Genomic DNA, 26,400 nt, shown 5'->3' on the forward strand with positions numbered 1-26,400 from the left:
TATGAAGACAACTCGCCGGCTTTGCGGCAGGGGTCAGAGAATGCCGTCCAGGCGCAGGTTGACCTCCAGCACATTGACCCGCTCCTCGCCGAAGAGGCCCAAAAACCGGCCGTCGGTGCAGTCTTTGACGATGCGGCGCACCTCGTCTTCACTCCTGCCGGTGGCGCGGGCCACCCGGGGGACTTGGTATTCGGCCGCAGCGGGGGAGATGTGGGGGTCCAGGCCGCTGCCCGAACAGGTCACCAGGTCCACCGGGATGGGCTCGTCACCCCGCTCGGGGTCGGCCGCCCGCAGTTTTTTCACCCGCTGGGCCACCAGCTGCTCATACTCCTCGCTGGCGGGACTCAAGTTGGAGGGGGAGGCATAGAGCAGCGCTCTCCCCTCCTCGTCGCGATAGGTGCTCACGTCCAACTTCATAATGCGGCCCCACATGTGTCCTTCGTCGGTGTACTGCTGTCCCAGCAGTTCGCTGCCATAGCGCTTGCCGTCCACTTCGATGATGCTGCCGTTTGCCTGATGGGGGAAGAACACTTGGGCGATGCCGGTGACGGCCAGGGTGTACAGCAGCCCGCAGACCACTGTGAATACCAGCAGAAGCATGGCCGCCCGAGGCAGGATCGACTTGATTTTTTTCACAGAAAATCCCTCCGTTTGCAGTGATTTAAAAGGGTCTGGCCGACTATGCCAGTCCAAAGAAAACCAGCAGCAGGTCGATGAGCTTGATGAAGATAAAGGGGGCGATGATGCCGCCAAGGCCGTAGATGAGCAGGTTTTGTGAGAGCAGCTTGCCGGCTGACACCTCTCGGTACTTGACCCCTTTCAGGGCCAGGGGGATCAGGGCGATGATGATGAGGGCGTTGTAGATAATGGCCGAGAGGATCGCGCTCTGGGGCGAGTGCAGCCCCATGATGTTCAGCGCCGCCAGCCCTGGGTAGAGGCCGGTGAACAGCGCCGGGATGATGGCGAAGTACTTGGCCACGTCGTTGGCAATGGAGAAGGTGGTCAGGCTCCCCCGGGTCATCAGCAGTTGTTTGCCGATGCGCACGATGTCGATGAGCTTGGTGGGGGAGGAGTCCAGATCCACCATGTTGCCGGCCTCTTTGGCCGCCTGGGTGCCGCTGTTCATGGCCACGGCCACGTCGGCCTGCGCCAGGGCGGGGGCGTCGTTGGTGCCGTCGCCGGTCATGGCCACCAGGTGGCCGCCGGCCTGAAAGTCGCGGATCATCTTCAGTTTTCCCTCAGGGGTGGCCTCGGCCAAAAAGTCGTCCACCCCGGCCTCGGCGGCAATGGCCGCTGCCGTGAGGGGGTTGTCACCGGTGATCATGATGGTTTTGATCCCCATCTTGCGCAGGTCGGCAAAGCGCTCTTTGACCCCCTTTTTGATGATGTCTTTGAGGTGAATGACCCCGAGGACCCGGTGGTCCTTGGCCACCACCAGAGGGGTGCCCCCCTGTTCGGAAATTTGGCGCACCACCCGTTCACAGGCCTCGCTGTACCGGCCGCCGCCGGCGAGAACATAGGACTTGACCGCCTCGGCGGCGCCCTTGCGGATCTCACTGCCGCCGAAGTCGACGCCGCTCATCCGGGTCTTGGCGGTAAAGGGGATAAAGGTCATCTCCTTGTCAGAGAGGCTGCGCCCCCGCAGGCCAAAGCGCTCTTTGGCCAGCACCACCACGCTGCGCCCCTCGGGGGTCTCGTCGGCCAGGGAGGAAAGCTGCGCCGCGTCGGCCAGCTCTTCTGGGGCGGTGCCGTCCACCGGGATGAAGGTGTGAGCCTGCCGGTTGCCCAGGGTGATGGTGCCGGTTTTGTCCAGCATCAGAATGTCCACATCCCCGGCGGCTTCAATGGCGCGGCCGCTCATGGCCAGGACGTTTGCCTGGTTGAGGCGACTCATCCCGGCAATGCCGATGGCCGAGAGGAGCGCGCCGATGGTGGTGGGCGCCAGGCAGACCAGCAGGGCCACCAGGGTGGTGACCGAGGTGGGGTTTGGGATCCCCGCCTGGTTGGACGAAAAGAGGGAGTAGGTGTAAAGGGACAGGGTCACCAGGATGAAGATGATCGAGAGGGCCACCAAAAAGATTTGCAGGGCGATCTCGTTGGGGGTCTTTTTTCGGGCCGCCCCCTCCACCATGGCGATCATCTTGTCCAGAAAGCTCTGACCGGGGTCGCTGGTGACCTGCACCACCATCCAGTCCGAGAGGACGGTGGTGCCCCCGGTGACGGCGCTGCGGTCGCCGCCCGCCTCGCGGATGACCGGGGCCGACTCGCCGGTGATGGCGCTCTCGTCCACCGAGGCGGCCCCCTCGATGACCTCGCCGTCGGCGGGGATCGTCTCGCCCGCCTGCACCAGCACAATGTCCCCCTTCTTCAGCTGGGACGAGGGGCACGCGCAGCCCTCGTCCTTGCGCTGGGCAGAGGGGATCTTGCGGGCGCTCACCTCTTTTTTCGAGGCGCGCAGGGCGTCGGCCTGGGCCTTTCCCCGGCCCTCGGCGATGGCTTCGGCAAAGTTTGCAAACAAAACGGTAAACCAGAGGATGACGGCGATGGCCAGGGTGTAGCCCGACGGGGCGTCGCCAATGCCGAAGAGGGAGAAGCCCCAGAGGGCGGTGGTGAGGATGGCGGAGAGGTAGACCAGCAGCATGACGGGGTTTTGGGCCTGCGTCCGGGGCGCCAGCTTCACAAATGAATCCTTGATCGCCCGCAGGACCATCGCCCGGTCCATGAGGGCGCTCTTTTTTTGTTTTGTCACAGGAAAGGCCTCCTTTACGCAATGGCGCCGAAGAACTCGGCAATGGGCCCCAAGGCCAGGGCGGGGAAGAAGCTCAAAGCGCCCACCAACAGCACCACAAAGATGAGCAAAAAGACAAACATTCCGTTGGTGGTGGAGAGGGTGCCCGCCGTCACTGCCAGCCTCTTTTTTTGGGCCAGGCTGCCGGCAATGGCCAGGGTGCCGACGATCGGCACGAACCGGGCAAAGAGCATCACCAGCCCCAGGGAGAGGTTTAAAAAGACGGTGTTGGCGTTTAGCCCCGCAAAGGCGGAGCCGTTGTTCCCCCCTGCGGAGGAGAAGGCGTACAGCACTTCGGAAAAGCCGTGGGCCCCGGTGTTGCCCAGGCTCTCCGCCACCTGGGGGAGGGCGGCGGCAATGCCGCTGCCGACCAGGATGGCCACCGGGGTGGCCAGACAGACCACCACCGCCCACTTCATCTCAAAGGGCTCGATCTTCTTGCCCAGGAATTCAGGGGTGCGCCCCACCATCAGCCCGGCGATAAAGACGGCGAGGATGGCAAAGGCCAGCATTCCGTAAAGGCCGCAGCCGGTGCCGCCGAAAATGACCTCGCCCAGCTGCATCAAAAGCATGGGGACCATCCCGCCCAGGGGGGTGAAACTGTCGTGCATGGCATTGACCGAGCCGTTGGAGGCGGCGGTGGTAAAGACCGCCCAGGTGGAGGAGGTGGCGATGCCAAAGCGGCTCTCCTTGCCCTCCATGTTGCCGCCGGCTTGCTGCACGGCCGAGAGGTCCACCGCCCCGCTCTGGGCCAGCTGGGGGGTGGCCATCTGCTCGTTGACGGCCACCACCGCCAGAGCGGTGACCAGGCAGAGGAACATGGCCAGGAAGATGGCGACGCCCTGTTTTTTGTTCTTTAGGCACCGGCCGAAGGTGAAGCAGAGGGCTGCCGGGATCAGCAGCAGCGAGATCATCTCCAACAGATTGGTAAAGGGGTTGGGATTTTCCAGCGGGTGGGCCGAGTTGACCCCCATAAAGCCGCCGCCGTTGGTGCCCGACTGTTTGATGGCCACCTGGCTGGCAGCCGGCCCCATGGGCACAAACTGTTCGGTCACGATCTGGGCCCCCTCGACCGCCCGGCCGTTTAGGGTCACGGCGCCGGATTCCAGGTCGATGTCAGCCCCCTCTAAAATTTCTCCCTCGGCGCTCACCGCCACCGGTTCCAGCAGGGAGACGGTCTGGGCGGGCTTTAGGTTTTGAATCACCCCGCCGGCCACCAGGCAGATGGCCAGCACCAGGTTCAGGGGCAGCAGAATGTGGACGGTGATGCGGGTCATATCCACCCAGAAGCTGCCCAACCCCTCTTTTTTCACCTGGATCAGCCCGCGGATGAGGGCGAATAAAACGGCGATGCCCACCGCGGCCGAGAGGAAGTTTTGCACCGTCAGCCCCAGGGCCTGGGTCAGGTAGCTCAGGGTGCTCTCTCCGGTGTAGGACTGCCAGTTGGTGTTGGTCACAAAACTGACGGCGGTGTTAAAGGACAGGTGCCAGCCCACCCCCGGCAGGTTTTGGGGATTGCCGGGCAGCACGCCCTGCAGCAGTTGCAGCAAAAAGAGGACGGCCAGGCTGATGCCTGAGAAGAGAAGTACGCTGGCGGCGTACCGCTTCCACCCCATCTGCTCGCCGGGGTCCACCCGCATCACCTTGTAGACCGCCCGTTCACAGGGGGTCAGAAGGCGGGACAAAAAGGTCTTTTCCCCCTTCATCACCTTGGCGATGTAGCCGCCCAGGGGGATGGCCAGGGCGACGAGTACCGCCAGGTAGAGGATGTATTGCACAATGGTTCCCATCACTGTTTGTCACCTCTCATCAAAATTGCGATGTAGTAGATCAAAAGGACCACCGCAATCCCTCCGATTGCGGCAACGAGTATTTCCATTTTTCGATTCCCTCCTCTCCTTGTCAAAGTTTAGCGCGGAGTCCCTAAAAAGAGTGTTAGGGGCTCCGCGCGAGAGATTAAGATAAGATTAAGACGGCTGCGGTTTTTATCAGAGACAACCGAATAGCCAGGCAAAAGGGAGGGCGATCGCCGCCGCCAGCATGAAGACTGCTGCCAGTAGCCCCAGGGGCATGACCAGCCAGAGCAGCCCATAACTCAAATAGGGGTGCTGCGCCACCCAGCGGCCCAACCGCCGGTCCAGGGAAGGTTGTCTGCAAAGAGAAATTACACGGCTCATCATGGTTTCCCCCTCCTTCTGCTTTCATTATAGAAAGGCGGGTGTAAAAAGGGGGCAAGCAAACCGGCCGCAAAAATGAAATTTCCATTAAGAGGGGGCGCTCCTAGGTCACCGGGAGCCCTTTGAGGAGGGGAGAGAGGGGAGGCCGCCCTGTTTTCGGGGGCAGAATTCGCCAAATCCCGCTCCCCGCTCGGGCTATTATCAGAGACAGGGGGGATCGCCGTGACCGTTTACCTGGACGTCCTGGTGGCCATCAACGTCTTTATCAACTATCTGCTCCTGTTGGGCACCGCCTGCCTGGGGGGGATCCCCGCCGGTCGGCTGCGGATCCTGGCGGCCAGCGCCCTTTCGGGGCTCCTCTCCGCCTGTATCCTGCTGCCGGGATTTGACAACCTGTTTTTCAAGATCGCCCTCTGCATCCTGACGGTGGCGGTGGCCTTTCCCAACCGGTCTCTGGCCGGATTTGGAAAGAACGCCCTTCTGTTTTTGCTGGTGAATTTTGTCTTTGCCGGGGCCATCATGGGGCTGGAGCTGGCCTTTTCCCCCAGGCGGATGGCCTATTTTAACGGGGTTTTGTACCTGGACCTGCCCATTGGCGCCTTTGTCCTCTTCGCCGGCCTCTCCTACCTGCTGGTGGAGGGGGTCAGCTGGCTGTCAGGGCGGTTTTCAAAAGCCCAGTACCGGGTGCGGGTTCAAAAGGGGGGGAGAGAGACGGTCTGCACCGGCTTTGTGGACACCGGAAACACCCTTGCCGACCCCTATACCGGGGACCCGGTGGTCCTGCTCTCCCTCTCGGCGGCAGCCCCCCTCCTCACCGCCCACCAGCAGCTGTTTGTGCTCAGCTCGCAGACCAAAGACCCCGCCGGCCTTCGCCTCATCCCCTACGGCACCGCCAGCGGCAAGGCGCTGCTCCCGGCCTTTACCCCTGACCGGATTTTGGTGGAGGACGCCCGCGGCCGGGTGCTCTGCAGCACTGGCCGGGTCTGCGTGGGGGTGGTGGCCGAGCGCTTTGGCAAGGGGGAAAACGACTGTATTTTGCAAGGAGAGATCATAGGGAGGACCGACAATGGATTGGCTGCGAAGACTGTGGAAAAAATGGTTCGGCGGTAGACACGTCTACTACATCAACGGGCCGGAGGTGCTGCCTCCGCCCCTGGAAAAGAGCCGCGAGGCAGAGGTGTTTGACCAACTGGAGCGGGGGGAGGAGAGCGCCAAGGAGACCCTCATCGTTCACAACCTGCGGCTGGTGGTCTACATCGCCAAGAAGTTTGAGTCCACCGGGGTGGGGGTGGAGGACCTGATCTCCATCGGCACCATCGGCCTCATCAAGGCGGTGAATACCTTTCAGCCCCAAAAGAAGATCAAGCTGGCCACCTACGCCTCCCGCTGTATCGAAAACGAAATTCTCATGTACCTGCGCAAGGCCTCCAACAAGCACCAGGATTTGAGCATCGACGAGCCGCTGAACGTGGACTGGGACGGCAACGAACTGCTCCTCTCCGACATCCTCGGCACCGAGCCCGACAGCGTGGGCAAGGGGATCGAAAAGGACGCCGAGCGCACCCTCTTGCAGCAGGCGGTGGCCCGCCTGGCCCCCCGGGAGCGGATCATCATGGAGATGCGCTTTGGCCTGGGAGGGCAGAAGGAGCACACCCAAAAAGAGGTGGCCGAGCTCATCGGCATCTCCCAGTCCTACATCTCCCGGCTGGAAAAGCGGATCATCAAGCGGCTGCGAAAGGATTTGGAGGCCGCCATCTGATCTGCCTACACATACATAAAACAGCACCCCAAAAAGAGCGGGGGCGCACCCAGATTGGGTGCGCCCCCGCTCTTTTTCTTTTTTCGCCCGCCGTCAGGAGCGGGCGTCCAGCAGCCCTTCCAGTGCCCGGCAGAAGTCCTTATCCTGCTGGGCGGTGCGCTTTTTGGGCCCCTTGGTGCGGCCGCCCGCCCGGCGGATCTTCCTCCCCAGATGGCGGCTCATCAGCAGACCGTCTAGGTTTTCGTCGGTGTAGACCAGCCCATTTTGGTTGAGCGCCCGCGCCCCCTTGGCCAGAGCCATGGCGGCCACCCCGTAGTCCTGGGTGACGGCGATGTCCCCCGGCGCCAGGTCGCCCACCAGGGCGTAGTCGGCGGCGTCGGCCCCCTGGGAGACCACCCTCACCTCGCACCCCTCGCCCGGCGAAAACCGGTGGGCGGTGTCGCAGTAGAGGGTGACAGCCACCCCCCGCTCCCGGCAGAGGGCGAGGGCCAGCCGGGTCACCGGACAGGCGTCGGCGTCGATGCGCACGCGCATGGAAATCCACTCCTTTTCGTATATGTTGAAGAGAGACAATGGGGACCGGCGGCGGGGGAGAGAGGTGTCCTCCCCGCATAACCGGTCGAAGCGGGGAAAGGATAGGGTTGACAAATGGGCGAAACTATACTAAACTGGTATAAAAAGAAGAAAGCCAAGGAGGTCAAACGAACCATGACGTTGCAACATCTGAATGAAAGCAATTTTGAAACCGCCGTCAAGGGCAGCGGCAAACCGGTGCTGGTGGACTTTTTCGCCACCTGGTGCGGCCCCTGCAAGATGCTGGGCCCGGTGCTCGAAGAGCTGGCCGGCGAGATGGAGGGGCAGGCCGACTTTTACAAGTTGGACATCGACGAGGCGCCCGACATCGCCAACCGCTTTGGGGTGATGAGCGTCCCCACCCTGGTCCTCTTTCAGGACGGGCAGGAGATCAAGCGCACCCTGGGCTTTCAGCCCAAGAGCAAGCTCAAGGCCCTGTTTGATTAATCTGTCCCGGTGGGCAAAAAAGGAACGGAGAAATCCGTTCCTTTTTTTGTGGCGGTGGGGGGAGGGCGGTTACTCCGCCATTCCCAGGCCGACCTGGTCGGCCACCCCTTTCATCCCCTCCAGGGTCTCGGCCATCACCCAGTCCAACTCTTTGCCCAGCAGCTCACAGCCGCCGCGAATCACGTCCCGGTTGCAGCCGGCGGCAAATTTTTTGTCCTTGAACTTCTTTTTCAGGCTTTTGAGCTCCATGTCCATCACGCTCTTGCTGGGGCGCACCAGGGCCGCGGCGGTGATGATGCCGGTGAGCTCGTCCACCGTGTAGAGGGTTTTTTCCAGCTCGCTCTCGGGCTCGATGTCGCAGCAGAGGCCGTACCCGTGGGAGCAGACCGCGTGGATGACGCTGTCGTCGACCCCTTCGGCCTTCAGCAGTTCCACTGCTTTCTTGCAGTGCTCCTCGGGGTACTGGTCGTAGTCCACGTCGTGCAGCAGCCCTACGACCCCCCACAACTCCTCGTCCTCCCCCGCGAGGCGGGCGAAGTGGCGCATGGCCCCCTCCACACAGAGGGCGTGTTTGACCAAATCGGGGGAGTGGGTGTACTTGGTGAGGATGTCGTATGCTTGTTGGCGGTTTGGAATCATGAAGATCGCTCCTTCTCTCTATCGTCTTTGTCTCTGTTTGGCCGTCTCAAACAATCAGTAGCCCAGCTGCCCCGGCAGGAAGAAGAGGTGGATGCGCTGGGGGTCCCGCTGATAGGACTGCACCGAGAAATCGCAGCAGATGCGCCCTTCGCTGCGGCAGCGCTGCTGGCCGCAGTGGCCGGTGGCCGCGCAGGGGGTGGAAAGCCCCAGGCGCAGGCAGTTTTTCGGCGCCGCCACCGCCTTGACCTGCTCCACCGCCGCCTCCAAATCGGGGACGATCTTGTTCTCCCCGGCGATGACGAGGACCTTTTTGGGGCCAAAGGCCATGGCCGCCACCCGGTTGCCGTTGCCGTCCACGTTGAAGAGTTCCCCCTGTTCGGTGACGGCGTTGGTCGAGGTGATATACCAGTCGGCAAAAAAAGCGCGGCGCATCATCTCCCCGGCCTCTTCCGGGGTGATGCCAGGGCGGGCCCGGTCGAGAAAGCGGTAGTCCCCGCAGGCCAGTAGCTGGGCCACCCCCGTCTCGGCGGCGGTCACGGTGCCGCCCATGGCCACCGTGTCGCCGGGCCGCAGGTAGTCCCGGCGCAAAAGGGCTGTCAGGGCCTCCGGACTCTCCACAAATTGGGCTTGGATATTGTTTTTTTGCAGTGCGGCAATGGTTTTTTCCAGCTGTTCGGTCATGGCGGCCCCTCCTTTTTGGGCGGGGGCGGCCGGCGCAAAATCGCGGCTGTACGCCCCGCAATCCCCTGCTTTCCAGTATAAACACCCCCTCTTTTTTTGTAAAGCGGTTTCCCTTCGCCCCCGCTGTCTTTTTTGCGGCAGATGTGGTATGATAGACCTGTTTTGAAAATCTCTCGATGACACAACAGGTGACACCATGGAAATCAAGTGCAACGACCTCTCCCTCTCCTTCGGCCAATTCCCGGTTTTGCAGGGGGTCAACTTTACCCTGACCGACACCTCCCGGGTGGGGATCATCGGCCAGAACGGGGCGGGCAAGTCCACCCTCCTCAAACTCATCACCGGGGAACTGGCCCCCGACGCGGGCGATCTGTTCATCACCCGGGGCACCAGCATCGGCTTTCTCAAGCAAAACAGCGGCCTCTCGGCTGAGCGCACCATCTTCGAGGAGATGCGCTCGGTCTTTTCCCGGCTGCTTTTTTGCCAGGAGCAGATGGCTGCGCTCCGGCGGCAGATGGCCGCGGCCGACCCCGCCGGAGCCGACTATGCCCGGATGGCCGCCGACTACGCCGCCCTGAACACGGAGTTTGAGGCGGGCGACGGCTACACCATCGACTACCGCATCCGCACAGTTCTCTTCGGCATGGGCTTTGGGGAGGAGGACTTCCCCAAGGAGATCTACAAGATGTCCGGCGGGGAAAAGACCCGCCTGGCCCTGGCCAAACTGCTCCTCCTCGGCCCCCAGGTGCTGCTGTTGGACGAACCCACCAACCACCTGGACTTTAAGACCCTCCTCTGGCTGGAAAACTACCTCAAGGGCTACAAGGGCTGCGTAGTGGTGGTCTCCCATGACCGCTACTTCCTCGACACCACCGTCACCGAGATCCTCGAGGTCTCCCGCCACCGGGTCAAGAGCTACAAGGGCAATTACAGCCGCTACAAGCAGCTTAAGGAGGAGGAGCTCTACGCCGGCTCCCGCGCCTATGAAAAGCAGCAAAAGGTCATTGAAAAGTACGAGGACTACATCCAGAAAAACCTGGTGCGGGCCTCCACCTCCAAGATGGCCAAATCCCGCCGCAAGGCGCTGGAGAAGATGGAGGTTTTGGAGAGGCCCAGCGAGGAGAAGGAGGTGGTCCGCTTCACCTTCCCCTTTGACCGGCCCCCCTTTGAAAATGTCTTTTCGGTCAAGGGGGTGGATGTCTGCGTCGAGGGCAAAGCCCTCATCCACGACGTCTCCTTCACCGTCAAGCGGGGGGAGAAGGCCTGTATCGTGGGGGAGAACGGGGCGGGCAAGTCCACCTTCTTAAAGCAGGCGCTGGGAATGTTGCCCACCCTTCGGGGCAGGATACAGACAGGCGGCTTTGTGAAGATCGGCTACTTTGAGCAGGAGCAAAACCCCTTTCACCCCGGCGAAACGGTGCTGGACGCCCTGCACAACAAGTTCCCCGGCATGACCGAGTTGGAGCTGCGCTCCCATCTGGCGGCCTTCGCCTTTACCGGGGAGGAGATCGAAAAGCGGGTGGGCGAACTCTCCGGCGGGGAGCTGGCCAAGCTGAAGTTTGCCAATTTGAGCCTGCAGCGGCCCAATGTCCTGGTGCTGGACGAACCCTCCAACCACCTGGACCTCTTTGCCAAGGAGGAGCTGCAAAAGGCCCTCAAGGCCTACGAGGGGACCATCCTCATGGTCTCCCACGACCGCTATCTCCTCAACGACACCGCCGACTACATCATCGAGATGTCCCGCAGCGGGGTGGAGATCACCCCGGGCAATTTTGAGGCATACCGCGCCAAGCTGGAGGCCAGAGAGGCCGCCCGCCAGGCGCAGGAGCAGGAGAAAAAGCCCGCCCCCAAGCAGGAGGCGGGGAGCTACCGCTCCAAGGAGGAGCGGCGCCGGGCCGCCCAGCGGCGGGAGGCCCTCTCCCGGGTGGAGCGGGCCATCGAGGCCTGTGAGGCGGAGATGGCCGCCCAGCAGGAGGCCCTGGCCGAGCCCGACGTGCAGAGCGACTACCAGCGGCTGGCGGACATCACTGCCGCCCTGGAGGCGCTCCAGTCCAAATTGGATGGGTTGATGGAAGAATGGGAAACGCTGGAAAGCGCGCAGTAAAGGGCCGGGTTCGCACGGCGGCTCTGCTGCTGGGGGCGGTCGCCTCCTGCATTGTGGCCATGGAGGCCACCTATTACGCCACCCGGGCGGTGGCGGGCAGGGTCGAGCGCTCGGCCCTGGGCAATTTGGTGAGCACCGCCCGCCTCTTTTTGAAGAGCGAGGTGGACCCCCGCCCCTACATTCAGGTGCTCTTTGGCAGGGGGGACACCCTGCAGCTCTTTTTTGACTACACCGACGCCCTGGGGGACTCGGCCCTGCGCGCCGAGATGCAGCCCCAGGCGGTGGCGGTGGGCTTTCTCGACATCCTCAAAACCATCCCGGTGGAGCAGAAGATCGAGCGCATCCGCTGTGTCGACGGGGCCGTCACCTTCTTCTTGCCGGAAGCCGACATGGAGGAGGGGCGCGCCTACGCCGAGACCCTGGCGGGCAGCAAGGCCTTTCTCCGGGTCAAGGTCACCCCCGGCACCGGCGGGGTCTACCTGGCCTGCGAACTGCCCTCCCTGGCGGAGGTGCCCGCCCTTGCGGGAAACTGAAAAAACGCCAAGAGCGCGCCCTCTGCGGGGAAGCAGGGGGCGCGCTCTTGGTGTGCTGGGGACAGGAACAGGGCACTGGCGGGGTGGGGAGCGGGGTGCTATACTGAAGGCGGCCGGGGGAAATTGTAAAAACGGCAAAATACACCGCTGTATCCCGAAAAAAGGAGTTTTGCGGGGCGGGTGGGGACGGCATTCGCCGGAATGACCCCTCGTGCCGGTCACTTGACGGTAAAAAGGAGAAATCAGCCCCTGCATATCCGCCGGAGAATTGCCTTGACTTAACGCAAAAAAGGGAGGTGCTACTTTTGGTAGTACCTCCCTTTTTTGAAAAAGATGGGCCCAACTGTCAGCGGTGCGCCTAGGCGGCGGTGACGGTGACGGTGTCGGTTTTGCCCTCTTTCATGCTCTTCTCCAGCTCGACCAGCAAAACCTTGATGGAGTTGGTGGAGTTGGTGGCGCCGGCAACGGCGGCCATCTTCTCGGCGGACTGCTTCTCCATGTACTGGGCGGCAATGTCCTTGTAGAATTTCTCAGGGTAGTTGCCGTTGACCGGCTCCATGGAGGCGCGGTACTCGGCGTTTTCGGACTTTTTCTCCCCGGCGGCATTCGTGGCGTCGGCAGTGCAGGCGGTGACTTTGCCGTCTTTGACGGTGACCTCCACATACTCGGTCCAGCCGTGCTCGTCGGCAGCGCTGTACTGGGCCTTATAGGTGCCATCTTTGTAGGCGGATTTGCCGCAGCCAACAAAAACGGAGAGGGCGAGAATGGCGACCATAGCAATGGACAACACTTTCTTCATGATATTCTCCTTTTCTCCAGCGCAAAAAACTCATCTGGTGCGCGCCGCCCCCGGACGCTGGCGTGGGGACAAACACAGGCCGAAAAATTGTGGCAAATGGCGCACCTCACCATTTATCATTTCCGGGCTGGCTATTAATATACCCTATTATATCCAATTTGTCAATCGCGAGAGACGGTCTAAACTCGCCTTTTTTCGTACAGTTTCGACGATCCTTTTCAAAGGGAGTGTTGACACCGCAGTTTGGGGCAACTACAATAGAGAAATCGGACAGCAAATAGGCGGTTTTGCCGGAGAGGGGGATGGGTTTTGTGGAAACGGTGAAAAGGCGGACAAAGCGCTGGCCGGCGGTCGCGGCGGTCGCCGCGCTGCTCCTGGCCTTCCTCCTCTTTGGCCGCTGGTACGAGGAGCGGCGGGCTTCCTCTTCCAGCACCGACTTTTTGATGAACACCTTTGTCAGCCAGACGGTGTACGGCCCCCACAGGGAGGAGGCGATCGCCGCCGTGGTTGAGCGGCTGCGCCAGTTCGAGTCGGTCTATTCCCTCTACCAAGACGGCTCCCAGGTCGAGGCCATCAACCAAAATGCGGGGATTGCGCCGGTGGAGGTGGACGCCGAGGTGTTTGCCCTCATCGCCCGGGCCAAGGCCCTCTCCGAGGAGAGCGACGGCGCCTTTGACATCACCGTGGCCCCCCTCTCTCTCCTCTGGGACATCACCGGCAAGCACCCGCGCGTTCCCGCCCAGGGCGAGATCGACCAGGCCCTGGCCCTGGTGGACTACCGCGACATCCTGCTGGACGAGGAGCGGGGGACGGTGATGCTCCGCCGCCCGGGGCAGAAGTTGGACCTGGGAGCCATTGCCAAGGGGTATGCCTGCGCGGTGGCCGGGCAGGTCTACCGGCAGCAGGGGGTGGAGGCGGCGGTCCTCTCCATTGGGGGGAATGTCTACACCGTCGGTCACCAGCCGGGGGGAAAGCCCTTTGACATTGGGCTGTCTGCCCCGGTCAAGGACCGGGCCGAACTCCTGGGCACCCTCCATGCCGACGGGATGGTGATCTCCACCTCTGGCGCCTACGAGCGGTATTTCGAGGTGGACGGCCAGCGCTATCACCACATCTTCGACCCCGCCACCGGCCGGCCCGCCCAGTCCGACCTGCTGTCGGTGACGGTCATCTCCCCGGATGGGGCCCTGGCCGACGCCATGTCCACCGCCCTCTTTGTGGAAGGAATGGACGGCGTCAGGGAAAACCTGAACCGGGAGGGGTTTTCCCTTCTCGCCGTCGATACCACCGGCGCAGTCTACCTCTCGGACAACATCAAGGACGACTTTGTCCTCACCGGCGAAAACTATCACCTGGCCGATTCGTAGCGCCCGGGGGAAAGGAGCGGCACCATGCGCCAAAAAACCAGGCGGATCGCCCTGATGGGCCTTCTCTTTGCCGCCTCTCTGGTCCTCTCCTTTTTGGAGGGGCTCATCCCGCCGCTGCCCGCCATGCCCCCTGGGGTCAAGCTGGGGCTGGCCAACATCGTGGTGATGTACAGCCTGCTCTGTCTCGACTTTCGCAGCGCCCTCACCCTCACCGCCCTCAAGGGACTCTCGGCCTTTTTGATGCGGGGGGCCATTTCCGCCTGCATGAGTTTGGCGGGCAGCCTGGTCTCGGTGCTGGCGATGGAGGGGGTCGTCCTCCTCTCCCGCGCCGCCAAGAAGAGCCGCAGGGTGGATCTGTTGGCCCTGGCCATGACCGGTTCCATCGGCCACAACCTGGGCCAGATCGGGATGTCGGTCCTCCTCCTCAAAACCACCGCCGCCTTTTACTACCTGCCGGTGCTCTTGGTCTCCGGGGTGGTGATGGGGGTGGTCACCGGCACCACCCTGCGGGTGGTAATGCCCCACATCCAGCGGCTGCAGCTGCGGGGGGAGAGCGGCCGGCGGCAATAACCAATGGACAGCGGGACCCGGCAGATGCCGGGTCCTTTTTTGATCGGCAGTGCGTCTTGATTCCCCATGGCACCCGCAACTTGTTATATACTTAGTACAAATGTACAAAGAAAGGGTTCGCTCTTTTGGCAGAAAGGGGAAAATGAAGCCCCCGTGTTGACAGCTTGTTGTCTTGATGTTATGTTTTAGATACAAGTTGGTCGGACGTCAAAGACAGCTGACAACGGTCAAAAAACAGATGGGGAGGATATGAAAACCATGAAGAAATGGATGGCATCACTGTTGGCGCTGAGCGTTCTCGCAGGGTTGACGATGACCGGCTGCGGGGAGAAAAAAGAGGCGGGGAACGAGGGTTCCAGCCAGCAAAAGCACATTGAGAGCATCTGCTATGTCACCGCCAACCTGGGCGATAAGTCCATGTCCGACATTGCCAACGAGGGGTTGGTAAAGGCGGGCAAGGAGTTTGGCCTGACCTACAAGACCATCGAGTACGGCACCGACAAGGCAAAGATCGAGCCCAGTATCCTCGACGCCGCCGAGAACTACGACCTGGTGTTCCTCTCCGGCAGCGAGCGGCTGGAATACGTGCAGAAGCACGCCGCCGAGTTCCCCGACGTCAAGTTTGTAGCCTTTGACGTCGACCCCAGCAAGGTGCCCGAACACCCCAACGTCTACTGCATCACCTACGCCCAGAACGAGGGCGATTTCCTGGCGGCGGCCCTGGCCCAGAAGATGTCTTCAAACGGGGTCATCGGCTGGGTGGGCGGCCGGGAGGACACGGTCATCAACGACTTTTTGGTGGGCTACATCGAGGGCAGCAAGCACGCCAGCCCCACCGGCAAGGTCGCCATCTCCTTTGTGGGCGACTTCTCCAACGCCCCCAAGGCCAAAGAACTGGCCCTGTTGCAGATCGAGCAGAGCGGCGCCAACATCATCCACCAGGTGGCCGGCGGCGCCGGACTGGGGGTGTTTGAGGCCCTGAGCACCAAAGAGGGGACCTGGGGCATCGGCGTGGATGCCGACCAGCGCAACTTCTTTATTGAGAGCAAGCCCGAGATCGCCGATCTGATTCTGGTCTCCATGCAAAAGCGCAACGACGTGGCCATCTACGACCTGACCAAGATGACCATGAACGGCGAGACCGAGATGTACGGAACCAACGAGACCTGGGGCATTGCCCGGGGGGCCATCGGCCTCTCCGAAAACGACTTCTACAAGCAAAACACCCCCCAAGAGGTACAGGACTACATCACCCAGTGCAAAGAGGGGATCACCGGCGGCTCCATCAAGGTCAAAAGCGCCTTTGGCCTGGAGCAGGAAGTCATCAACACCATGAAAAACGAGGTCAAGGCCTAGCGGCTTGCCCCTCTCTCCCATTTTGAAAACCTCTCATTTCCAAGCGAACCGGCGTCCGGCAGCCAGTGGCCAGACGCCGGTCTGCTTTTGCCAGATATTTGACATTTGCCGGGACAGGGGCTACAATCGGGGAAAACCGGTGCGCCCGGCGGGGAGAAAGGGGAATGGAAATGGGCGTCTTCTATCGATTCTGCCTCGCCGTGTCGGTCGGGGTCATACTGGGCTTTTTGGGTGGGGCGATCAAGGCCCTCTGCCGCAAAAAGGACTATTCCCAGCAGCAGGTGGCGCAGACCCGAAAGGCCCTGGCACGGGCGGCCCGGGTGGCCAAATACCTCACCTTCCTCGGGCTGCTTCTGGGGTTTATCTGGTGCGTTTACTTTTTGGTGCTGGGGGCCTTGTCCCCCGGGCAGGCCGAGTACGCCAACAACATGTCAGAACTGATTGTCGCCGTCCTCACAGTGGTCTCCATCGTCTTTGCCTTTCTCGAGTTTCTCAAACACACCGACGGCTGAACGGCCGCAGGTAAAAAAGGAAAAGCCGCCCGCATGGGCGGCTTTTTTGCCCCGTCACGGCGGGGGCGGCGGGTCCTTCGCCGGCAGGCTGCCCAGGGCGTATTCGACGGCCTGCGGGGGAGGGGACCGAGGGAGCCGCCGGTGCGCTTTTAGGGGGGCAAGACCGCTTTTCTCCCCCCGGTGCACAGGGCGCTAATAGCGCAACTCGCTCTGCCAATAAAGGCCGCTTTTCACAGGCGGTTTGGGCAGGTGCTTCAGTCCACTGGTGAAAGAACACAAGAAATGGGCGCTCCGGCGATTTGGTCACAAAAAAGTGGAGACGCGCCTTGCAGTTTATCTCTCCTCCCCGCCGCCCATACTAAGGGAAAAAACAGGGGAGGCGTTTTTTTATGCGCCGTGCAAGGGAGAAGCGAACCAAACTGCAAAAGCGCATCCGGGTGGTGGCCCTGGTGCTGGCGGCCGTGTCGGCGCTGCTGGGGGGGCGCATCTATGCCCTGGGCCGGGACGAGGAGATCGTCTCGGCCGCCCGCAGCCAATCCACCCGGCGGGTGGTCATCGCCCAGAACCGGGGAACCATCTTTGACTGCAACCTGCAGCGGCTCACCAACGCCGAGACCGGCTACAAGCTGGTGGTGACCAAGAACTTCGGCCAGGTCAAGACCATCCTGTCAAAAATTGTCCCCGAAGACCGGGACTACGCCCTGGAGATGGCGGCCAAGGGAAAGATCTTTTCAGTCGGCCTCACCGGGCCGATCCACTTTTCCGGCGGCTACACTGCGGCCTACCAAAAGCCGGTGGGGGAGGGGCAGCTGGCCCCCCACATCATCGGCTACACCGATGAAAGCGGCGGGGTGGTGGGGCTGCAAAAGGCCCTCAACGACCAGTTGGAGGAGCTGGGCGGCGAGCGCTCTCTCTCCTTTGGGGTGGACGCCACCGGCTCCCCCCTTCTCTCGGGGGAAATCACCGGCGAGTCCGACCCCGACCTCAACCGCGGTCCGGTGCTGACGCTGGACAGCCGCGTCCAGTCCCTCTGCGAGGAGGTGGGGGGCCGCTCGATCGAGTCGGGGGCCATCGTGGTTCTCGACAGCGCCTCGGGCGAGATTCGGGGCTGCGCCAGCTTCCCCACCTACGACCCGGGCAACGTGGCCGCCAGCCTGAGCGCCCCCCACTCCCCCCTGGTGAACAAGGCCTTTGAGGCCTACGCCGTGGGCTCGACCTTCAAGCTGGTCACCGCCTCCGCCGCCGTGGAGAGCGGCATCTCCGCCGACACCCGCTTTACCTGCGAGGGCCAGGTGACGGTGGGGGACACCATCTACCGCTGCCACAAGCTGCAGGGCCACGGCGAGCTGGACATGGCCGGGGCCATCGAGAAGTCCTGCAACTGCTATTTTGTCCAGCTCTCCCAGCAGATGGGGGACCAGTTCCTCCTCTCTCTGGCCAAGGACATGGGATTTGGCAAAAAGACGGTCTTCTGCGACGGCCTATCCGCCGCGGCCGGCAACCTGCCCACCGCCCGGCAGCTGTTGCAGGGGGACATGGAGAACTTCTCCTTCGGCCAGGGCAAGCTGCTGGCCACCCCGGTGCAGCTGGCGGCCATGGTCAACGTCTTTGCCCAAAACGGCGTCTACCGGCAGCCCACCCTGCTGCGCGGCATCTACCAGGACGGCCAACTGCGGGCCGAAGCGCCGCCCGCCGCCCGCCAGGTGATTGCGGAGGAGACCGCCGCGGCCGTCAAGGAGGCCATGCTCCAGGTGACCGAGGAGGGCGGCACCGGCACCCGCGCCAAGGTGGAGGGGCTCTCCATCGCCGGCAAGACCGCCACCGCCCAGACCGGCGTCTTTGTGGACGGGGAGGAGCAGCTCAACGCCTACTTCTCCGGCTTTTTCCCGGCGGAAAACCCCCGCTACACGGTGGTGGTCTTCTGCGAAAACGGCGGCGAGGGCAGCTTCGTGGCCGCCCCCATCTTCAAGGAGCTGGCCGAGGGGCTGATGGCCCTGCAATAGGACTTGCAATTTTTTGAAAAAGTTCATTTCCCCCCTTGACCCTCACGGTGCGTGAGGGGGTATAGTGGTCACAGAGGGCGGCGGTTCCCGCCGCCCTCTCTGCCGGCAGAACGAACATCCACCACCACCGCGAAGAGGGAGGGATCGCAAGCTGTGATGACCGTCAAACAGGTCGCCTCGCTGACCGGCGTCAGCGTGCGCACCCTGCAGTTTTACGACGAAATCGGCCTGTTCAAACCGACCGCCACCAGCGAGGCCGGCTACCGCCTCTACGACGAGGCCGCCCTGGAGACCTTGCAGCAGATCCTGTTTTTTAAGGAGCTGGACTTCACCCTGCGGGAGATCCAGGCCATTTTGGCGGACCCCGCCCTTGACCGGGCGGCCGCCTTCGCCAAACAGCGGCAGCTCATCGAGATGAAGCGGGACCGGCTGAACGGCCTGTTGGAGCTGTTGGACAGGCTGGCAAAGGGGGAGACGTGTATGGACTTTGACAAATTTGACATGAGCGAGTACTTTTGCGTTCTGGCAAAATTCAAGGAGACCCACCTGGAGAAGATCGTCGAGCGCTTCGGCAGCGTCGACTCCTTTGACGAGATGCTCGGCGAGCTGAGAGCCCACAGCGGGGACATCGCCCCGATGGTGCTTCGGCAGTACGGCAGCATGGAGAGATACGCGGCCGCCATGAAGGAGAACTTCCAAAACTACCTGGAAAAGGGCCCGCCGGTCGAGCCCTCCCAGGTGGATGAACTGGTCGCCCAGGGGGATGCCGTCGCCCACCGCATCCTGAACGACTTGCAGGCGGACCCCCGCTCGCCCGAGGTGCAGGCCGCCGTTGCCGAATGGGTCGCCATGGCCCAGCGCGCCAGCGGCGGCGCCGACATGGGCGAGGGGTACTGGCCCTTTCTGGCCGGGTGCTACTTGACAAACCCCGCCTACATCGAGGGCACCGACCGCCACTTTGGCAAAGAGGGGTGCGCCCGCTTCCTGGGGCTTGCCCTCCAGGCCTATCTCGAGAAAAGGGAGTAGAGCGGCCCGGCGCAGAGAAAAGAGGGCGGGTCTCGGCAGCTGATCGCGCCGGGGCCCGCTCTCTTGGCGCCGTATAAAACCCGCCCAGAAGGGGAAACGTTCCAACAGGCGCCCTTTCCGAAAACCCCTCTGACGGATTCGGTCAAATCCGATCAGCCCCTTTCAAACGGTCAAAATCAGTCGCCCCTCTGCAGCGGCGTTTTCCCCTTGCAAGGGCGGGAAAAGGGGAGAATCGGGCAGATTTCACAAAACCAAACAATCATATACGGTCAAAAGCACAGCGATTATTTGATTAAAAATGATTGAATGTGATTGATATTGGCAGTATAATGGGGGCACAGAGCGGGGGAAGCCCCGACAGAAGGGGAGGAATGAGATGCTGATGGAAGAGCGCCACCGGGAGATTTTGCAGTGGGTGGCCCAGCGGGGCAGCGCCACGGTGGCCGAGTTGACCGCCCTGCTGGGGAGTTCTGAGTCCACCGTCCGCCGGGACCTGACCGCCCTGCACCGGATGGGCAAACTCATCAAGGTGCACGGGGGGGCCACGGCGCTGGAAAACAGCTATGTCGCCGGCGAGGACGAGGTCAGCGTCCGCCACGGGCAGAACGCGGGGGAGAAGCGGCGGATTGCCGCCTATGCCGCCGGGCTCATCGCCAGGGGCGACTTTTGCTACATCGACGCGGGCACCACCACCGAAATGCTGGTGGACGCCCTACAGGAGCGGGAGGCCGTCTACGTCACCAACGGGGTGGTGCACGCGCAAAAGCTGGCCCAAAAGGGCTGCCGCACCGTCCTCTTGGGGGGCGAGGTGCGGGCGGTGACCGACGGCATTGTCGGCGGCGAAGCCCTGGCCGCCCTGGGCCGCTACCACTTCACCAAGGGCTTTTTCGGGGCCAACGGCATTGGGCTGCAGGGGGGCTTTTCCACCCCCGACCTGCGGGAAGCCCAGGTCAAGGAGGCCGCCCTCCTGCACTGCGGCGAGGCCTTTGTGCTGGCCGACCCCAGCAAGTTCGGCAAGCTCTCCTCGGTGACCTTTGCCGGTCTGGGCGACGCCGCCATCGTCACCACCCGCCTCGGCGACCGGAGATACGCCGAAAAAACCACCGTTTGGGAGGTCGATACCCTGTGATTTACACCGTTACCTTTAACCCCTCGCTGGACTACACCCTCTCCCTTGAAAAGCTGGAGCTGGGCCGGGTCAACCGGGCGGCCGGCGAGACCATCGCCGCCGGGGGCAAGGGGCTCAACGTCTCGATGGTGCTGCAAAACCTGGGCTACCCCAGCACCGCCCTGGGCTTTGTCTCCGGCTTCACCGGCGACGAGATCGAGCGCCGGCTGAACGCCCGCCGCTGCGCCACCCGCTTTATTCACCTGCCCGCGGGCCTTTCCCGCATCAACGTCAAGGTCCGGGCGGAGGAGGAGAGCGAGATCAACGGCCTCGGCCCCCCGATTGGGCCCGAGGCGATGGGAGAGCTCTACGCCATCCTCGACGAGCTGGAAGAGGGCGACATCCTGGTGCTGGCCGGGAGCATCCCCGCCGCGCTGCCGGACGATGTCTATCAGAACATTCTCAAGCGGCTTCAGGGCCGGGGCATTCGCGCCGCGGTGGACGCCACCGGCGACCTTCTCTGCGAGACCCTGCCCTACCGGCCCTTCCTCATCAAGCCCAACAACCACGAGCTGGGCGAGATTTTCGGCAGGCCCCTGACGGGGGAGAAGGAGATCGCCTCCTGCGCCGAGCAGCTTCGCCGCCGGGGGGCGCAAAACGTCCTCGTCTCCCTGGCGGGGGAGGGCGCCGTCCTGGTGAGCGAGGGGGGCGTCCGCTTTCGGGCCGCCGCCCCCCAGGGCCGGGTCAAGGGCTCGGTGGGGGCGGGGGACTCGATGGTGGCCGGTTTTTTGGCCGGCTGGCTGGCGAGCGGGGGAGACGTCAGGCGCGCCTTCGCCCTGGCCGTCGGCGCGGGCAGCGCCACCGCCTTTTCCGAGACCCTTGCCACCGGGGCCGAGGCCGAGCGCCTGGCGTCCCAGGTGCAGATCAAATCGTTTTAAAGGGGGCCGCCCCCTTTTGGAGAGAGGAGTACAAGAGAGATGCGAATCACCGAGTTGCTTTGCGAGCAGGGGGTTGCGCTGCACTTTCAGGCCGCCGGCAAGGCCCAGGCCGTCGACGAGCTGGTGGAGTTGATGGACCGTCTGGGGGTCCTTGCCGACAAGGCCGCCGATAAAGCCCAAATCCTGGCCCGCGAGGAGGAGGGGACCACCGGCATCGGCGAGGGGGTGGCCATCCCCCACGCCAAGGTATGTTCCAATGGTTGAAAACAGCTACTTTGAAGACCGCCTTTTCGAGGGGGTGCGGCTGGAGGGGGAGACCCTGGCGGGGTGCACCTTTGCCGACTGCACCTTTGTCGGCTGCGCCGCCGAAAATGGCCGGCTGCTGGGCTGCACCTTCTCCGGCTGCCGGTTTGAGGGGTGCCGGGTGACCAACCTGCGCAGCGAAGGGTCGGAACTGCGCGGCAGCGACTGGACCGGCTCCTCCCTGGTGGGGGTCAACTGGGGCGAACTGCTGCCCGGCGGCCGTTTCGCCGAGCCGATCGGCAGCCTGAAGGACTGCCAGCTCAAGTACAACACCTTCACCGGGATGAGCCTGCGCCGGTTTGACTTTTCCAGCTGCGCCCTCCTGCGATCCACCTTCGGCGAGTGCGACCTCTTCGAAAGCCGTTTCTTCGGCTGCCGGCTGGAGGGGACCGAGTTTTTCAAGTGCGACCTGCGGGGGGCGGACTTCCGCGAGGCGACAGGGTACGAGATCGACGTCCTCACCAGCCGGATGAAGGGGGCCCGCTTCTCCTTCCCCGAGGCCGTCAACCTCCTCCACTCCCTGGAAGTCACCGTCGAGTGAGCATCCTTGACAGACAAAAGGGAGGAGCCCCCGGACAGCGCTGCCGTCCAGGGGCTCCTCCCTTCCTTTTTACCGGGCCTGCCCGGGGCGGCGACGGCGCTCCTGCTCAAAGGAGAAGCCGCGCCCCCGCACCTCCCCCACCTCGCTAAGCACCATAAAGGCCTGGGGGTCGATGGCGGTGACCACCGATTTGAGCCGGGCCAGCTCCCGGTTGGAGACCACCGCCATCACCACCTGCTGGTTGGCCAGCAGGTAGCCGGTGGTGGCAGCCAGCAGGGTGGTGCCCCGCTCCAACTGCTCTTGAATGGCCTGGCTGATCTCCCGGTACTTGGGGCTGATGATCATGGCCTGGGTCTGGCTCTTGCCCAAAAGCAGCACCCGGCTCATCACCAGGGCGCTGATGAGGACTTCCAACACCCCGAAGAGCACCTGTTCGGCGCTGGAATAGCCGATCTGGCAGAGCAGGATCACCGTGTCAAAGCCGTACATCAGCCCCGCCAGGGGCAGCCCCATCTTCTCGTGGAGGATCACCGGCGGGATGTCCATCCCCCCGGTGGAGGAGCCCACCCGCAGCACCAGGCCGACCCCCAATCCCACCAGCAGCCCGCTGTACACCGTCTGCAGGAGGATGTTGTCGGTGAAGGAAGTCAGGGCGGGGACAGACTGAAACAGCTTGACAAACAGCGGGTAGAGCACCGAGGAGAGGAGGGTGGACAGGGCAAAGCGCCGCCCCAAAAAGGCCGCCCCCACGAAAAAGAGGGCGAAGTTGAGGGCCGAGAGCGCCAGGGAGATGTCCACCGGCAGCAGGTGGCTGATGAGCAGGGCCAGGCCGGTGGCCCCGCCGGAGATCAGCCCGCCCGGCACGATAAAGGCCACCACCCCCAGGGCCAGGATGGCGTTTCCCGCCACGATGAAGGGGACCTTCTTCCCCTCCTCTTTCCAGTCGATCTTCATCTCCGGTCACGTCCTTTCTCTCTAGCTTTTCCAAACAGAGCCAGTATACGCGATTTGGCCTCATTTTTCAAGAGTGGGCGCTAAAAAAGAAGGTCTTTCCGTCGATATGGGGCATTCGGCCCGGGCAGGTGGGGAAAATGGCCTGAAAAAGCCGTCTTTTCCTTGACAAAGACCAGCTGGTGCGTGTACAATCATCTTTGTGAAAGACGCTGAAGAGGAAGGCTGTGCGCCTCCCCACCCAGAGAGGGGCCCCTGTGCTGAAAGGGCCCTTGGGAGGGGCGCATGGCTGCCGCCTTGGAGTTTCGCCGGGAGGACCGGCGGCGGGCCCGGCCCCGTTACGGCCGCAAAGAGGCGGGGGCCTTTGTGCCCTGCGCAATTTGGGTGGTACCGCGGAAACTGACAGCTTTCGTCCCAGAGTGGGGGCGGGGCTGTTTTTTTGTGCGGTGCGGCCGCTGGCTGGAGCAGGGCCCTTCGGCGCAACCAACGAGAAAAGAGGAGCGAGTCGATCGTGAAATGGACTGGACTGAATCAACTGCGGGAAGAGTTTCTCGCCTTTTTTGAGGAGAAGGGCCACACCCGTCTCCCCAGCGCCCCGCTGGTGCCCCAGGGGGACAACAGCCTCCTGCTCATCAACTCGGGGATGGCCCCTTTGAAAAAGTACTTCCTCGGACAGGAGACCCCGCCCAACGTCCGGGTCACCACCTGCCAGAAGTGCATCCGCACCCCCGACATCGAGCAGGTGGGCAAGACCGCCCGCCACGGCACCTACTTTGAGATGCTGGGCAACTTCTCCTTTGGCAACTATTTTAAGAAAGAGGCCATCGCCTGGGCCTGGGAGTTCATCACCCAGCGGCTGGAGATTCCGGTGGACAAGCTCTGGGTCACCATCTACCTGGACGACGACGAGGCTTACGACATCTGGACCAAGGAGATCGGCGTGGCCCCTGAGCGGGTGGTTCGCCTGGGCAAGGAGGACAACTTCTGGGAGATCGGCGCCGGTCCCTGCGGCCCCTGCTCCGAAATCTACTTTGACCGGGGCGAGAAGTACGGCTGCGGCAGCCCCGACTGCGGTCCCGGCTGTGAGTGCGACCGCTTCATGGAGTTTTGGAACCTGGTGTTCTCCCAATTCGTCAACGACGGCGAGGGCAACTACACCGAGATGGAGCACAAGAACATCGATACCGGCATGGGCCTTGAGCGCCTCGCCTGCCTGATGCAGGGGGTGGACAACCTCTTTGAGGTGGACACCGTCCAGAACATCATGAAGCACATCAGCAAGATCGCCGGCGTCCACTACGGCGAAAACCCCCGCACCGACGTCTCCCTGCGGGTGGTGACCGACCACATCCGCTCCACCGTCTTTATGGTCTCTGACGGGGTGGTGCCGCAAAACGAGGGCCGGGGCTATGTGCTGCGCCGGCTGCTGCGCCGGGCAGCCCGCCACGGACGGCTGCTGGGCATCGACCGGGCCTTCCTCTACCAGGTCTGTGATACCGTCATCGACGAGAACATCGGCGCCTACCCCGAGTTGGGCGAGAAGCGGGAGTACATCAAAAAGGTCATCCAGAACGAAGAGCTCCGCTTTGAAAAGACCATCGACCAGGGGATGGAGTTGCTGGCCACCATGCTCGACCACATCAGCGCCGAGCAGATCAAGGCCGGCAAAGCGGTCCTTCCCGGGGACAAGGCCTTCAAGCTCTACGACACCTTCGGCTTCCCCATCGACCTGGTGCGGGAGATCGTGGCCGAGCGGGAGATCGAACTGGACGAAGCGACCTTCAACGAGCTGATGGAGCAACAGCGCCAGCGGGCCCGCGCCGCCAGGGAGCAGATGGACACCATCGCCTGGTCGGAGGACGTCACCGCCGAACTGGATCTGCCCCGCACCGAGTTTGTGGGCTATGAAAAGCTGGACGCGGTGGCCCGTCTGGCCTGTATCATCGCGGGCGGCCAGCTGGCTGACAGCGTCGCCGCCGGGGAGCAGGCCACCCTCATCTTTGACACCACCCCCTTCTACGCCGAGAGCGGCGGTCAGGTGGGCGACCGGGGCGCCATCACCGGCGAGGGAATCGCCGCCCTGGTGGAGGGCTGCACCAAGTCCCCCACCGGCCAGTACCTCCACACCGTCACCGTGCAGTGCGGCACCCTCCACACCGGCGACGCCTTGCGCCTCTCGGTGGACAGGGACTACCGCGCCGCCGTGGCCCGCAACCACACCTCCGCCCATCTGCTGCAGGCCGCCCTGCGGGAGGTGCTGGGCGAACATGTCCACCAGGCCGGTCAGCTGGTCACCAAGGACCGCGTCCGCTTTGACTTCTCCCACTTCTCGGCCATGAGCGGGTTGGAACTGGCCCAGGTGGAGGAGCTGGTCAACCGCAAGATCATGGAGGCTGTGCCCACCGATGTGCGGGAGATGCCCCTTGAAGAGGCCAAGCAGCTGGGGGCCATGGCCCTCTTTGGCGAGAAGTACGGCGACACCGTTCGGGTCTGCTCGGTGGGGGATTTCTCCCGCGAGTTCTGTGGCGGCACCCATGTGAAGAACACCGGCTGTATCGGGCTGTTTAAGATCCTCTCCGAGAGCTCGGTGGCCGCCGGCGTCCGCCGGATCGAGGCCGTGACCGGCTTTGGCGTCATCCGCCAGTTTGACTCCAACCAGGAGGCCATTGAGCAGGCCGCCCGGGCGCTGAAACTGCAAAACCCCGCCGACTTGGTGGAGAAGGCCGAGTCGGTGATGGGAGAGCTCAAGCGCTGCGGCAAGCAGATCGAGGAGCTGGGCAGCCAGCTGGCCGCCATCCAGATGGACAGCCTCTTCGAGCAGGCCACCGAGGTGGGAAATGTGCGGCTGGTCAGCGCCTCCTTCACCGGCACCGACGCCAAGAGCCTGCGCTCAATGGGCGAGCGGGTGCGGGATAAAGCGCCGCGGATGGTGGCCGTCCTCTCCACCGTGGTGGACGGCAAGGGCACCATCTGCGTCTCCTGCGGCAAAGAGGCCGTCGAGGCCGGGGTCCATGCCGGCAACCTGGTCAAGGAGATCGCCAAACTGGCTGGGGGCAGCGGCGGCGGCCGGGCCGACAACGCCATGGCCGGTGTCAAGGAGATTTTCAAAATCGACGAGGCCATCGCCCAGGTGCCCAGCATCATCGCCCGGATGATCGCTCGCTAGCGGGTTTTTCGCCCTGCCTTTGGCGGGGCGCGGCGTTTAAAGTTTACCCAAAATCGTCC

Annotated in this window: 25 protein-coding genes; 16 read left to right on the top strand and 9 right to left on the bottom strand. The window is 63.0% G+C overall.

Going from position 1 to position 26,400, the window contains the following annotated elements; translation table 11 throughout:
- Window positions 1-33: 33 nt before the first annotated feature.
- The 4 genes from kdpC to HJY11_RS07465 all read right to left on the bottom strand — a co-directional run bounded on the left by kdpC (window position 34) and on the right by HJY11_RS07465 (window position 4,965).
- Window positions 34-636 (bottom strand): potassium-transporting ATPase subunit KdpC, encoded by a 603-nt coding sequence (kdpC, locus tag HJY11_RS07450; protein ID WP_208075357.1) that lies wholly within the window; start codon window positions 634-636, stop codon window positions 34-36.
- 43 nt (window positions 637-679) lie between these two features.
- Window positions 680-2,722, bottom strand: a complete 2,043-nt coding sequence (kdpB, locus tag HJY11_RS07455) for a potassium-transporting ATPase subunit KdpB (RefSeq protein ID WP_243764322.1) — start codon at window positions 2,720-2,722, stop codon at window positions 680-682.
- 41 nt (window positions 2,723-2,763) lie between these two features.
- On the bottom strand, window positions 2,764-4,581 hold the full coding sequence (gene kdpA, locus HJY11_RS07460) for a potassium-transporting ATPase subunit KdpA (protein ID WP_368041556.1): 1,818 nt from the start codon (window positions 4,579-4,581) through the stop codon (window positions 2,764-2,766).
- Window positions 4,582-4,776: 195 nt separating this feature from the next.
- Window positions 4,777-4,965, bottom strand: coding sequence for a hypothetical protein (locus HJY11_RS07465; protein WP_208075360.1), 189 nt, complete (start codon window positions 4,963-4,965; stop codon window positions 4,777-4,779).
- A 222-nt stretch (window positions 4,966-5,187) separates the two neighbouring features.
- Between HJY11_RS07465 and HJY11_RS07470 the strand changes: the two genes are divergently transcribed.
- Window positions 5,188-6,075: a sigma-E processing peptidase SpoIIGA gene (locus tag HJY11_RS07470; RefSeq protein WP_208075361.1), complete on the top strand. Its 888-nt coding sequence runs from the start codon at window positions 5,188-5,190 to the stop codon at window positions 6,073-6,075.
- Window positions 6,032-6,724: an RNA polymerase sporulation sigma factor SigE gene (sigE, locus tag HJY11_RS07475; protein WP_021661242.1), complete on the top strand. Its 693-nt coding sequence runs from the start codon at window positions 6,032-6,034 to the stop codon at window positions 6,722-6,724. The genes HJY11_RS07470 and sigE overlap by 44 nt, the downstream gene beginning before the upstream one ends.
- 93 nt (window positions 6,725-6,817) lie before the next feature.
- Here the strand turns inward: sigE and HJY11_RS07480 are convergent, their stop codons facing one another.
- Window positions 6,818-7,258 carry a YaiI/YqxD family protein gene (locus HJY11_RS07480; RefSeq protein WP_208075362.1) on the bottom strand — a complete coding sequence of 147 codons (441 nt, stop codon included), beginning with the start codon at window positions 7,256-7,258 and terminating at the stop codon, window positions 6,818-6,820.
- 174 nt (window positions 7,259-7,432) lie between these two features.
- Here HJY11_RS07480 and trxA point away from each other — a divergent pair, with 174 nt between their 5' ends.
- Window positions 7,433-7,744, top strand: a complete 312-nt coding sequence (gene trxA, locus HJY11_RS07485) for a thioredoxin (RefSeq protein ID WP_208075363.1) — start codon at window positions 7,433-7,435, stop codon at window positions 7,742-7,744.
- Window positions 7,745-7,813: 69 nt separating this feature from the next.
- On the opposite strand, the gene HJY11_RS07490 is transcribed toward trxA, so the two are convergent.
- Both HJY11_RS07490 and HJY11_RS07495 read right to left on the bottom strand, forming a co-directional pair.
- Window positions 7,814-8,383: an HDIG domain-containing metalloprotein gene (locus tag HJY11_RS07490; protein WP_208075364.1), complete on the bottom strand. Its 570-nt coding sequence runs from the start codon at window positions 8,381-8,383 to the stop codon at window positions 7,814-7,816.
- A gap of 54 nt (window positions 8,384-8,437) precedes the next feature.
- The gene (locus HJY11_RS07495) at window positions 8,438-9,064 is read right to left on the bottom strand and encodes a lactate utilization protein (protein WP_208075365.1); all 627 of its coding nucleotides are present in this window, start codon (window positions 9,062-9,064) and stop codon (window positions 8,438-8,440) included.
- Between the two features lie 196 nt (window positions 9,065-9,260).
- Here HJY11_RS07495 and abc-f point away from each other — a divergent pair, with 196 nt between their 5' ends.
- Together abc-f and HJY11_RS07505 are read left to right on the top strand one after the other, a co-directional pair.
- Window positions 9,261-11,168, top strand: coding sequence for a ribosomal protection-like ABC-F family protein (gene abc-f / locus HJY11_RS07500; RefSeq protein ID WP_208075366.1), 1,908 nt, complete (start codon window positions 9,261-9,263; stop codon window positions 11,166-11,168).
- Window positions 11,141-11,701: a hypothetical protein gene (locus tag HJY11_RS07505; protein ID WP_208075367.1), complete on the top strand. Its 561-nt coding sequence runs from the start codon at window positions 11,141-11,143 to the stop codon at window positions 11,699-11,701. The genes abc-f and HJY11_RS07505 overlap by 28 nt, the downstream gene beginning before the upstream one ends.
- Before the next feature lie 358 nt (window positions 11,702-12,059).
- On the opposite strand, the gene HJY11_RS07510 is transcribed toward HJY11_RS07505, so the two are convergent.
- On the bottom strand, window positions 12,060-12,500 hold the full coding sequence (locus HJY11_RS07510; RefSeq protein WP_208075368.1) for a hypothetical protein: 441 nt from the start codon (window positions 12,498-12,500) through the stop codon (window positions 12,060-12,062).
- A gap of 311 nt (window positions 12,501-12,811) precedes the next feature.
- On the opposite strand from HJY11_RS07510, the gene HJY11_RS07515 reads away from it, so the two are divergent.
- From HJY11_RS07515 to HJY11_RS07560, 10 genes are all read left to right on the top strand, one after another.
- Window positions 12,812-13,867, top strand: coding sequence for an FAD:protein FMN transferase (locus tag HJY11_RS07515; RefSeq protein ID WP_208075369.1), 1,056 nt, complete (start codon window positions 12,812-12,814; stop codon window positions 13,865-13,867).
- A 24-nt stretch (window positions 13,868-13,891) separates the two neighbouring features.
- The gene (locus tag HJY11_RS07520) at window positions 13,892-14,437 is read left to right on the top strand and encodes a Gx transporter family protein (protein WP_208075370.1); all 546 of its coding nucleotides are present in this window, start codon (window positions 13,892-13,894) and stop codon (window positions 14,435-14,437) included.
- Between the two features lie 258 nt (window positions 14,438-14,695).
- Window positions 14,696-15,793 carry a BMP family ABC transporter substrate-binding protein gene (locus tag HJY11_RS07525; RefSeq protein ID WP_208075371.1) on the top strand — a complete coding sequence of 366 codons (1,098 nt, stop codon included), beginning with the start codon at window positions 14,696-14,698 and terminating at the stop codon, window positions 15,791-15,793.
- Window positions 15,794-15,957: 164 nt separating this feature from the next.
- Entirely contained in the window at window positions 15,958-16,305 is a 348-nt protein-coding gene (locus tag HJY11_RS07530; protein ID WP_243764305.1) for a transporter, read from the top strand.
- 389 nt (window positions 16,306-16,694) lie between these two features.
- Window positions 16,695-18,308 carry a peptidoglycan D,D-transpeptidase FtsI family protein gene (locus HJY11_RS07535; RefSeq protein ID WP_208075372.1) on the top strand — a complete coding sequence of 538 codons (1,614 nt, stop codon included), beginning with the start codon at window positions 16,695-16,697 and terminating at the stop codon, window positions 18,306-18,308.
- A gap of 156 nt (window positions 18,309-18,464) precedes the next feature.
- Window positions 18,465-19,334, top strand: coding sequence for a MerR family transcriptional regulator (locus HJY11_RS07540; RefSeq protein WP_243764306.1), 870 nt, complete (start codon window positions 18,465-18,467; stop codon window positions 19,332-19,334).
- 376 nt (window positions 19,335-19,710) lie between these two features.
- Window positions 19,711-20,463, top strand: coding sequence for a DeoR/GlpR family DNA-binding transcription regulator (locus tag HJY11_RS07545; protein ID WP_208075374.1), 753 nt, complete (start codon window positions 19,711-19,713; stop codon window positions 20,461-20,463).
- Entirely contained in the window at window positions 20,460-21,380 is a 921-nt protein-coding gene (pfkB, locus tag HJY11_RS07550) for a 1-phosphofructokinase (protein ID WP_208075375.1), read from the top strand. Before HJY11_RS07545 ends, pfkB begins: the two co-directional genes overlap by 4 nt.
- Window positions 21,381-21,419: 39 nt before the next feature.
- Window positions 21,420-21,644, top strand: coding sequence for a PTS sugar transporter subunit IIA (locus HJY11_RS07555; protein ID WP_208075376.1), 225 nt, complete (start codon window positions 21,420-21,422; stop codon window positions 21,642-21,644).
- Window positions 21,637-22,224 carry a pentapeptide repeat-containing protein gene (locus HJY11_RS07560; RefSeq protein ID WP_208075377.1) on the top strand — a complete coding sequence of 196 codons (588 nt, stop codon included), beginning with the start codon at window positions 21,637-21,639 and terminating at the stop codon, window positions 22,222-22,224. Before HJY11_RS07555 ends, HJY11_RS07560 begins: the two co-directional genes overlap by 8 nt.
- A gap of 69 nt (window positions 22,225-22,293) precedes the next feature.
- Here the strand turns inward: HJY11_RS07560 and HJY11_RS07565 are convergent, their stop codons facing one another.
- Complete coding sequence (locus tag HJY11_RS07565; RefSeq protein WP_208075378.1) at window positions 22,294-23,178, bottom strand: YitT family protein; 885 nt, start codon at window positions 23,176-23,178, stop codon at window positions 22,294-22,296.
- A 508-nt stretch (window positions 23,179-23,686) separates the two neighbouring features.
- On the opposite strand from HJY11_RS07565, the gene alaS reads away from it, so the two are divergent.
- Window positions 23,687-26,341, top strand: a complete 2,655-nt coding sequence (gene alaS, locus HJY11_RS07570; RefSeq protein ID WP_208075379.1) for an alanine--tRNA ligase — start codon at window positions 23,687-23,689, stop codon at window positions 26,339-26,341.
- The last annotated feature ends 59 nt before the right edge of the window (window positions 26,342-26,400 follow it).

It is taken from the genome of Bittarella massiliensis (ex Durand et al. 2017) (assembly GCF_017566145.1).
In the GTDB taxonomy this organism is placed as follows: Bacteria; Bacillota; Clostridia; order Oscillospirales; family Ruminococcaceae; genus Bittarella; species Bittarella massiliensis_A.

Excerpts from the sequence above, each read along its gene's own strand:
- HJY11_RS07525 (WP_208075371.1), top strand. The coding sequence starts at position 14,696 with ATGAAGAAATGGATGGCATCACTGTTGGCGCTGAGCGTTCTCGCAGGG.
- HJY11_RS07465 (WP_208075360.1), bottom strand. The coding sequence starts at position 4,965 with ATGAGCCGTGTAATTTCTCTTTGCAGACAACCTTCCCTGGACCGGCGG.
- HJY11_RS07540 (WP_243764306.1), top strand. The coding sequence starts at position 18,465 with ATGACCGTCAAACAGGTCGCCTCGCTGACCGGCGTCAGCGTGCGCACC.
- HJY11_RS07530 (WP_243764305.1), top strand. The coding sequence starts at position 15,958 with ATGGAAATGGGCGTCTTCTATCGATTCTGCCTCGCCGTGTCGGTCGGG.
- HJY11_RS07495 (WP_208075365.1), bottom strand. The coding sequence starts at position 9,064 with ATGACCGAACAGCTGGAAAAAACCATTGCCGCACTGCAAAAAAACAAT.
- HJY11_RS07535 (WP_208075372.1), top strand. The coding sequence starts at position 16,695 with ATGCGCCGTGCAAGGGAGAAGCGAACCAAACTGCAAAAGCGCATCCGG.
- HJY11_RS07505 (WP_208075367.1), top strand. The coding sequence starts at position 11,141 with ATGGGAAACGCTGGAAAGCGCGCAGTAAAGGGCCGGGTTCGCACGGCG.
- HJY11_RS07480 (WP_208075362.1), bottom strand. The coding sequence starts at position 7,258 with ATGCGCGTGCGCATCGACGCCGACGCCTGTCCGGTGACCCGGCTGGCC.
- trxA (WP_208075363.1), top strand. The coding sequence starts at position 7,433 with ATGACGTTGCAACATCTGAATGAAAGCAATTTTGAAACCGCCGTCAAG.
- HJY11_RS07565 (WP_208075378.1), bottom strand. The coding sequence starts at position 23,178 with ATGAAGATCGACTGGAAAGAGGAGGGGAAGAAGGTCCCCTTCATCGTG.
- HJY11_RS07490 (WP_208075364.1), bottom strand. The coding sequence starts at position 8,383 with ATGATTCCAAACCGCCAACAAGCATACGACATCCTCACCAAGTACACC.
- HJY11_RS07555 (WP_208075376.1), top strand. The coding sequence starts at position 21,420 with ATGCGAATCACCGAGTTGCTTTGCGAGCAGGGGGTTGCGCTGCACTTT.
- HJY11_RS07560 (WP_208075377.1), top strand. The coding sequence starts at position 21,637 with ATGGTTGAAAACAGCTACTTTGAAGACCGCCTTTTCGAGGGGGTGCGG.
- kdpB (WP_243764322.1), bottom strand. The coding sequence starts at position 2,722 with ATGGACCGGGCGATGGTCCTGCGGGCGATCAAGGATTCATTTGTGAAG.
- HJY11_RS07545 (WP_208075374.1), top strand. The coding sequence starts at position 19,711 with ATGCTGATGGAAGAGCGCCACCGGGAGATTTTGCAGTGGGTGGCCCAG.
- HJY11_RS07520 (WP_208075370.1), top strand. The coding sequence starts at position 13,892 with ATGCGCCAAAAAACCAGGCGGATCGCCCTGATGGGCCTTCTCTTTGCC.
- HJY11_RS07510 (WP_208075368.1), bottom strand. The coding sequence starts at position 12,500 with ATGAAGAAAGTGTTGTCCATTGCTATGGTCGCCATTCTCGCCCTCTCC.
- sigE (WP_021661242.1), top strand. The coding sequence starts at position 6,032 with ATGGATTGGCTGCGAAGACTGTGGAAAAAATGGTTCGGCGGTAGACAC.
- abc-f (WP_208075366.1), top strand. The coding sequence starts at position 9,261 with ATGGAAATCAAGTGCAACGACCTCTCCCTCTCCTTCGGCCAATTCCCG.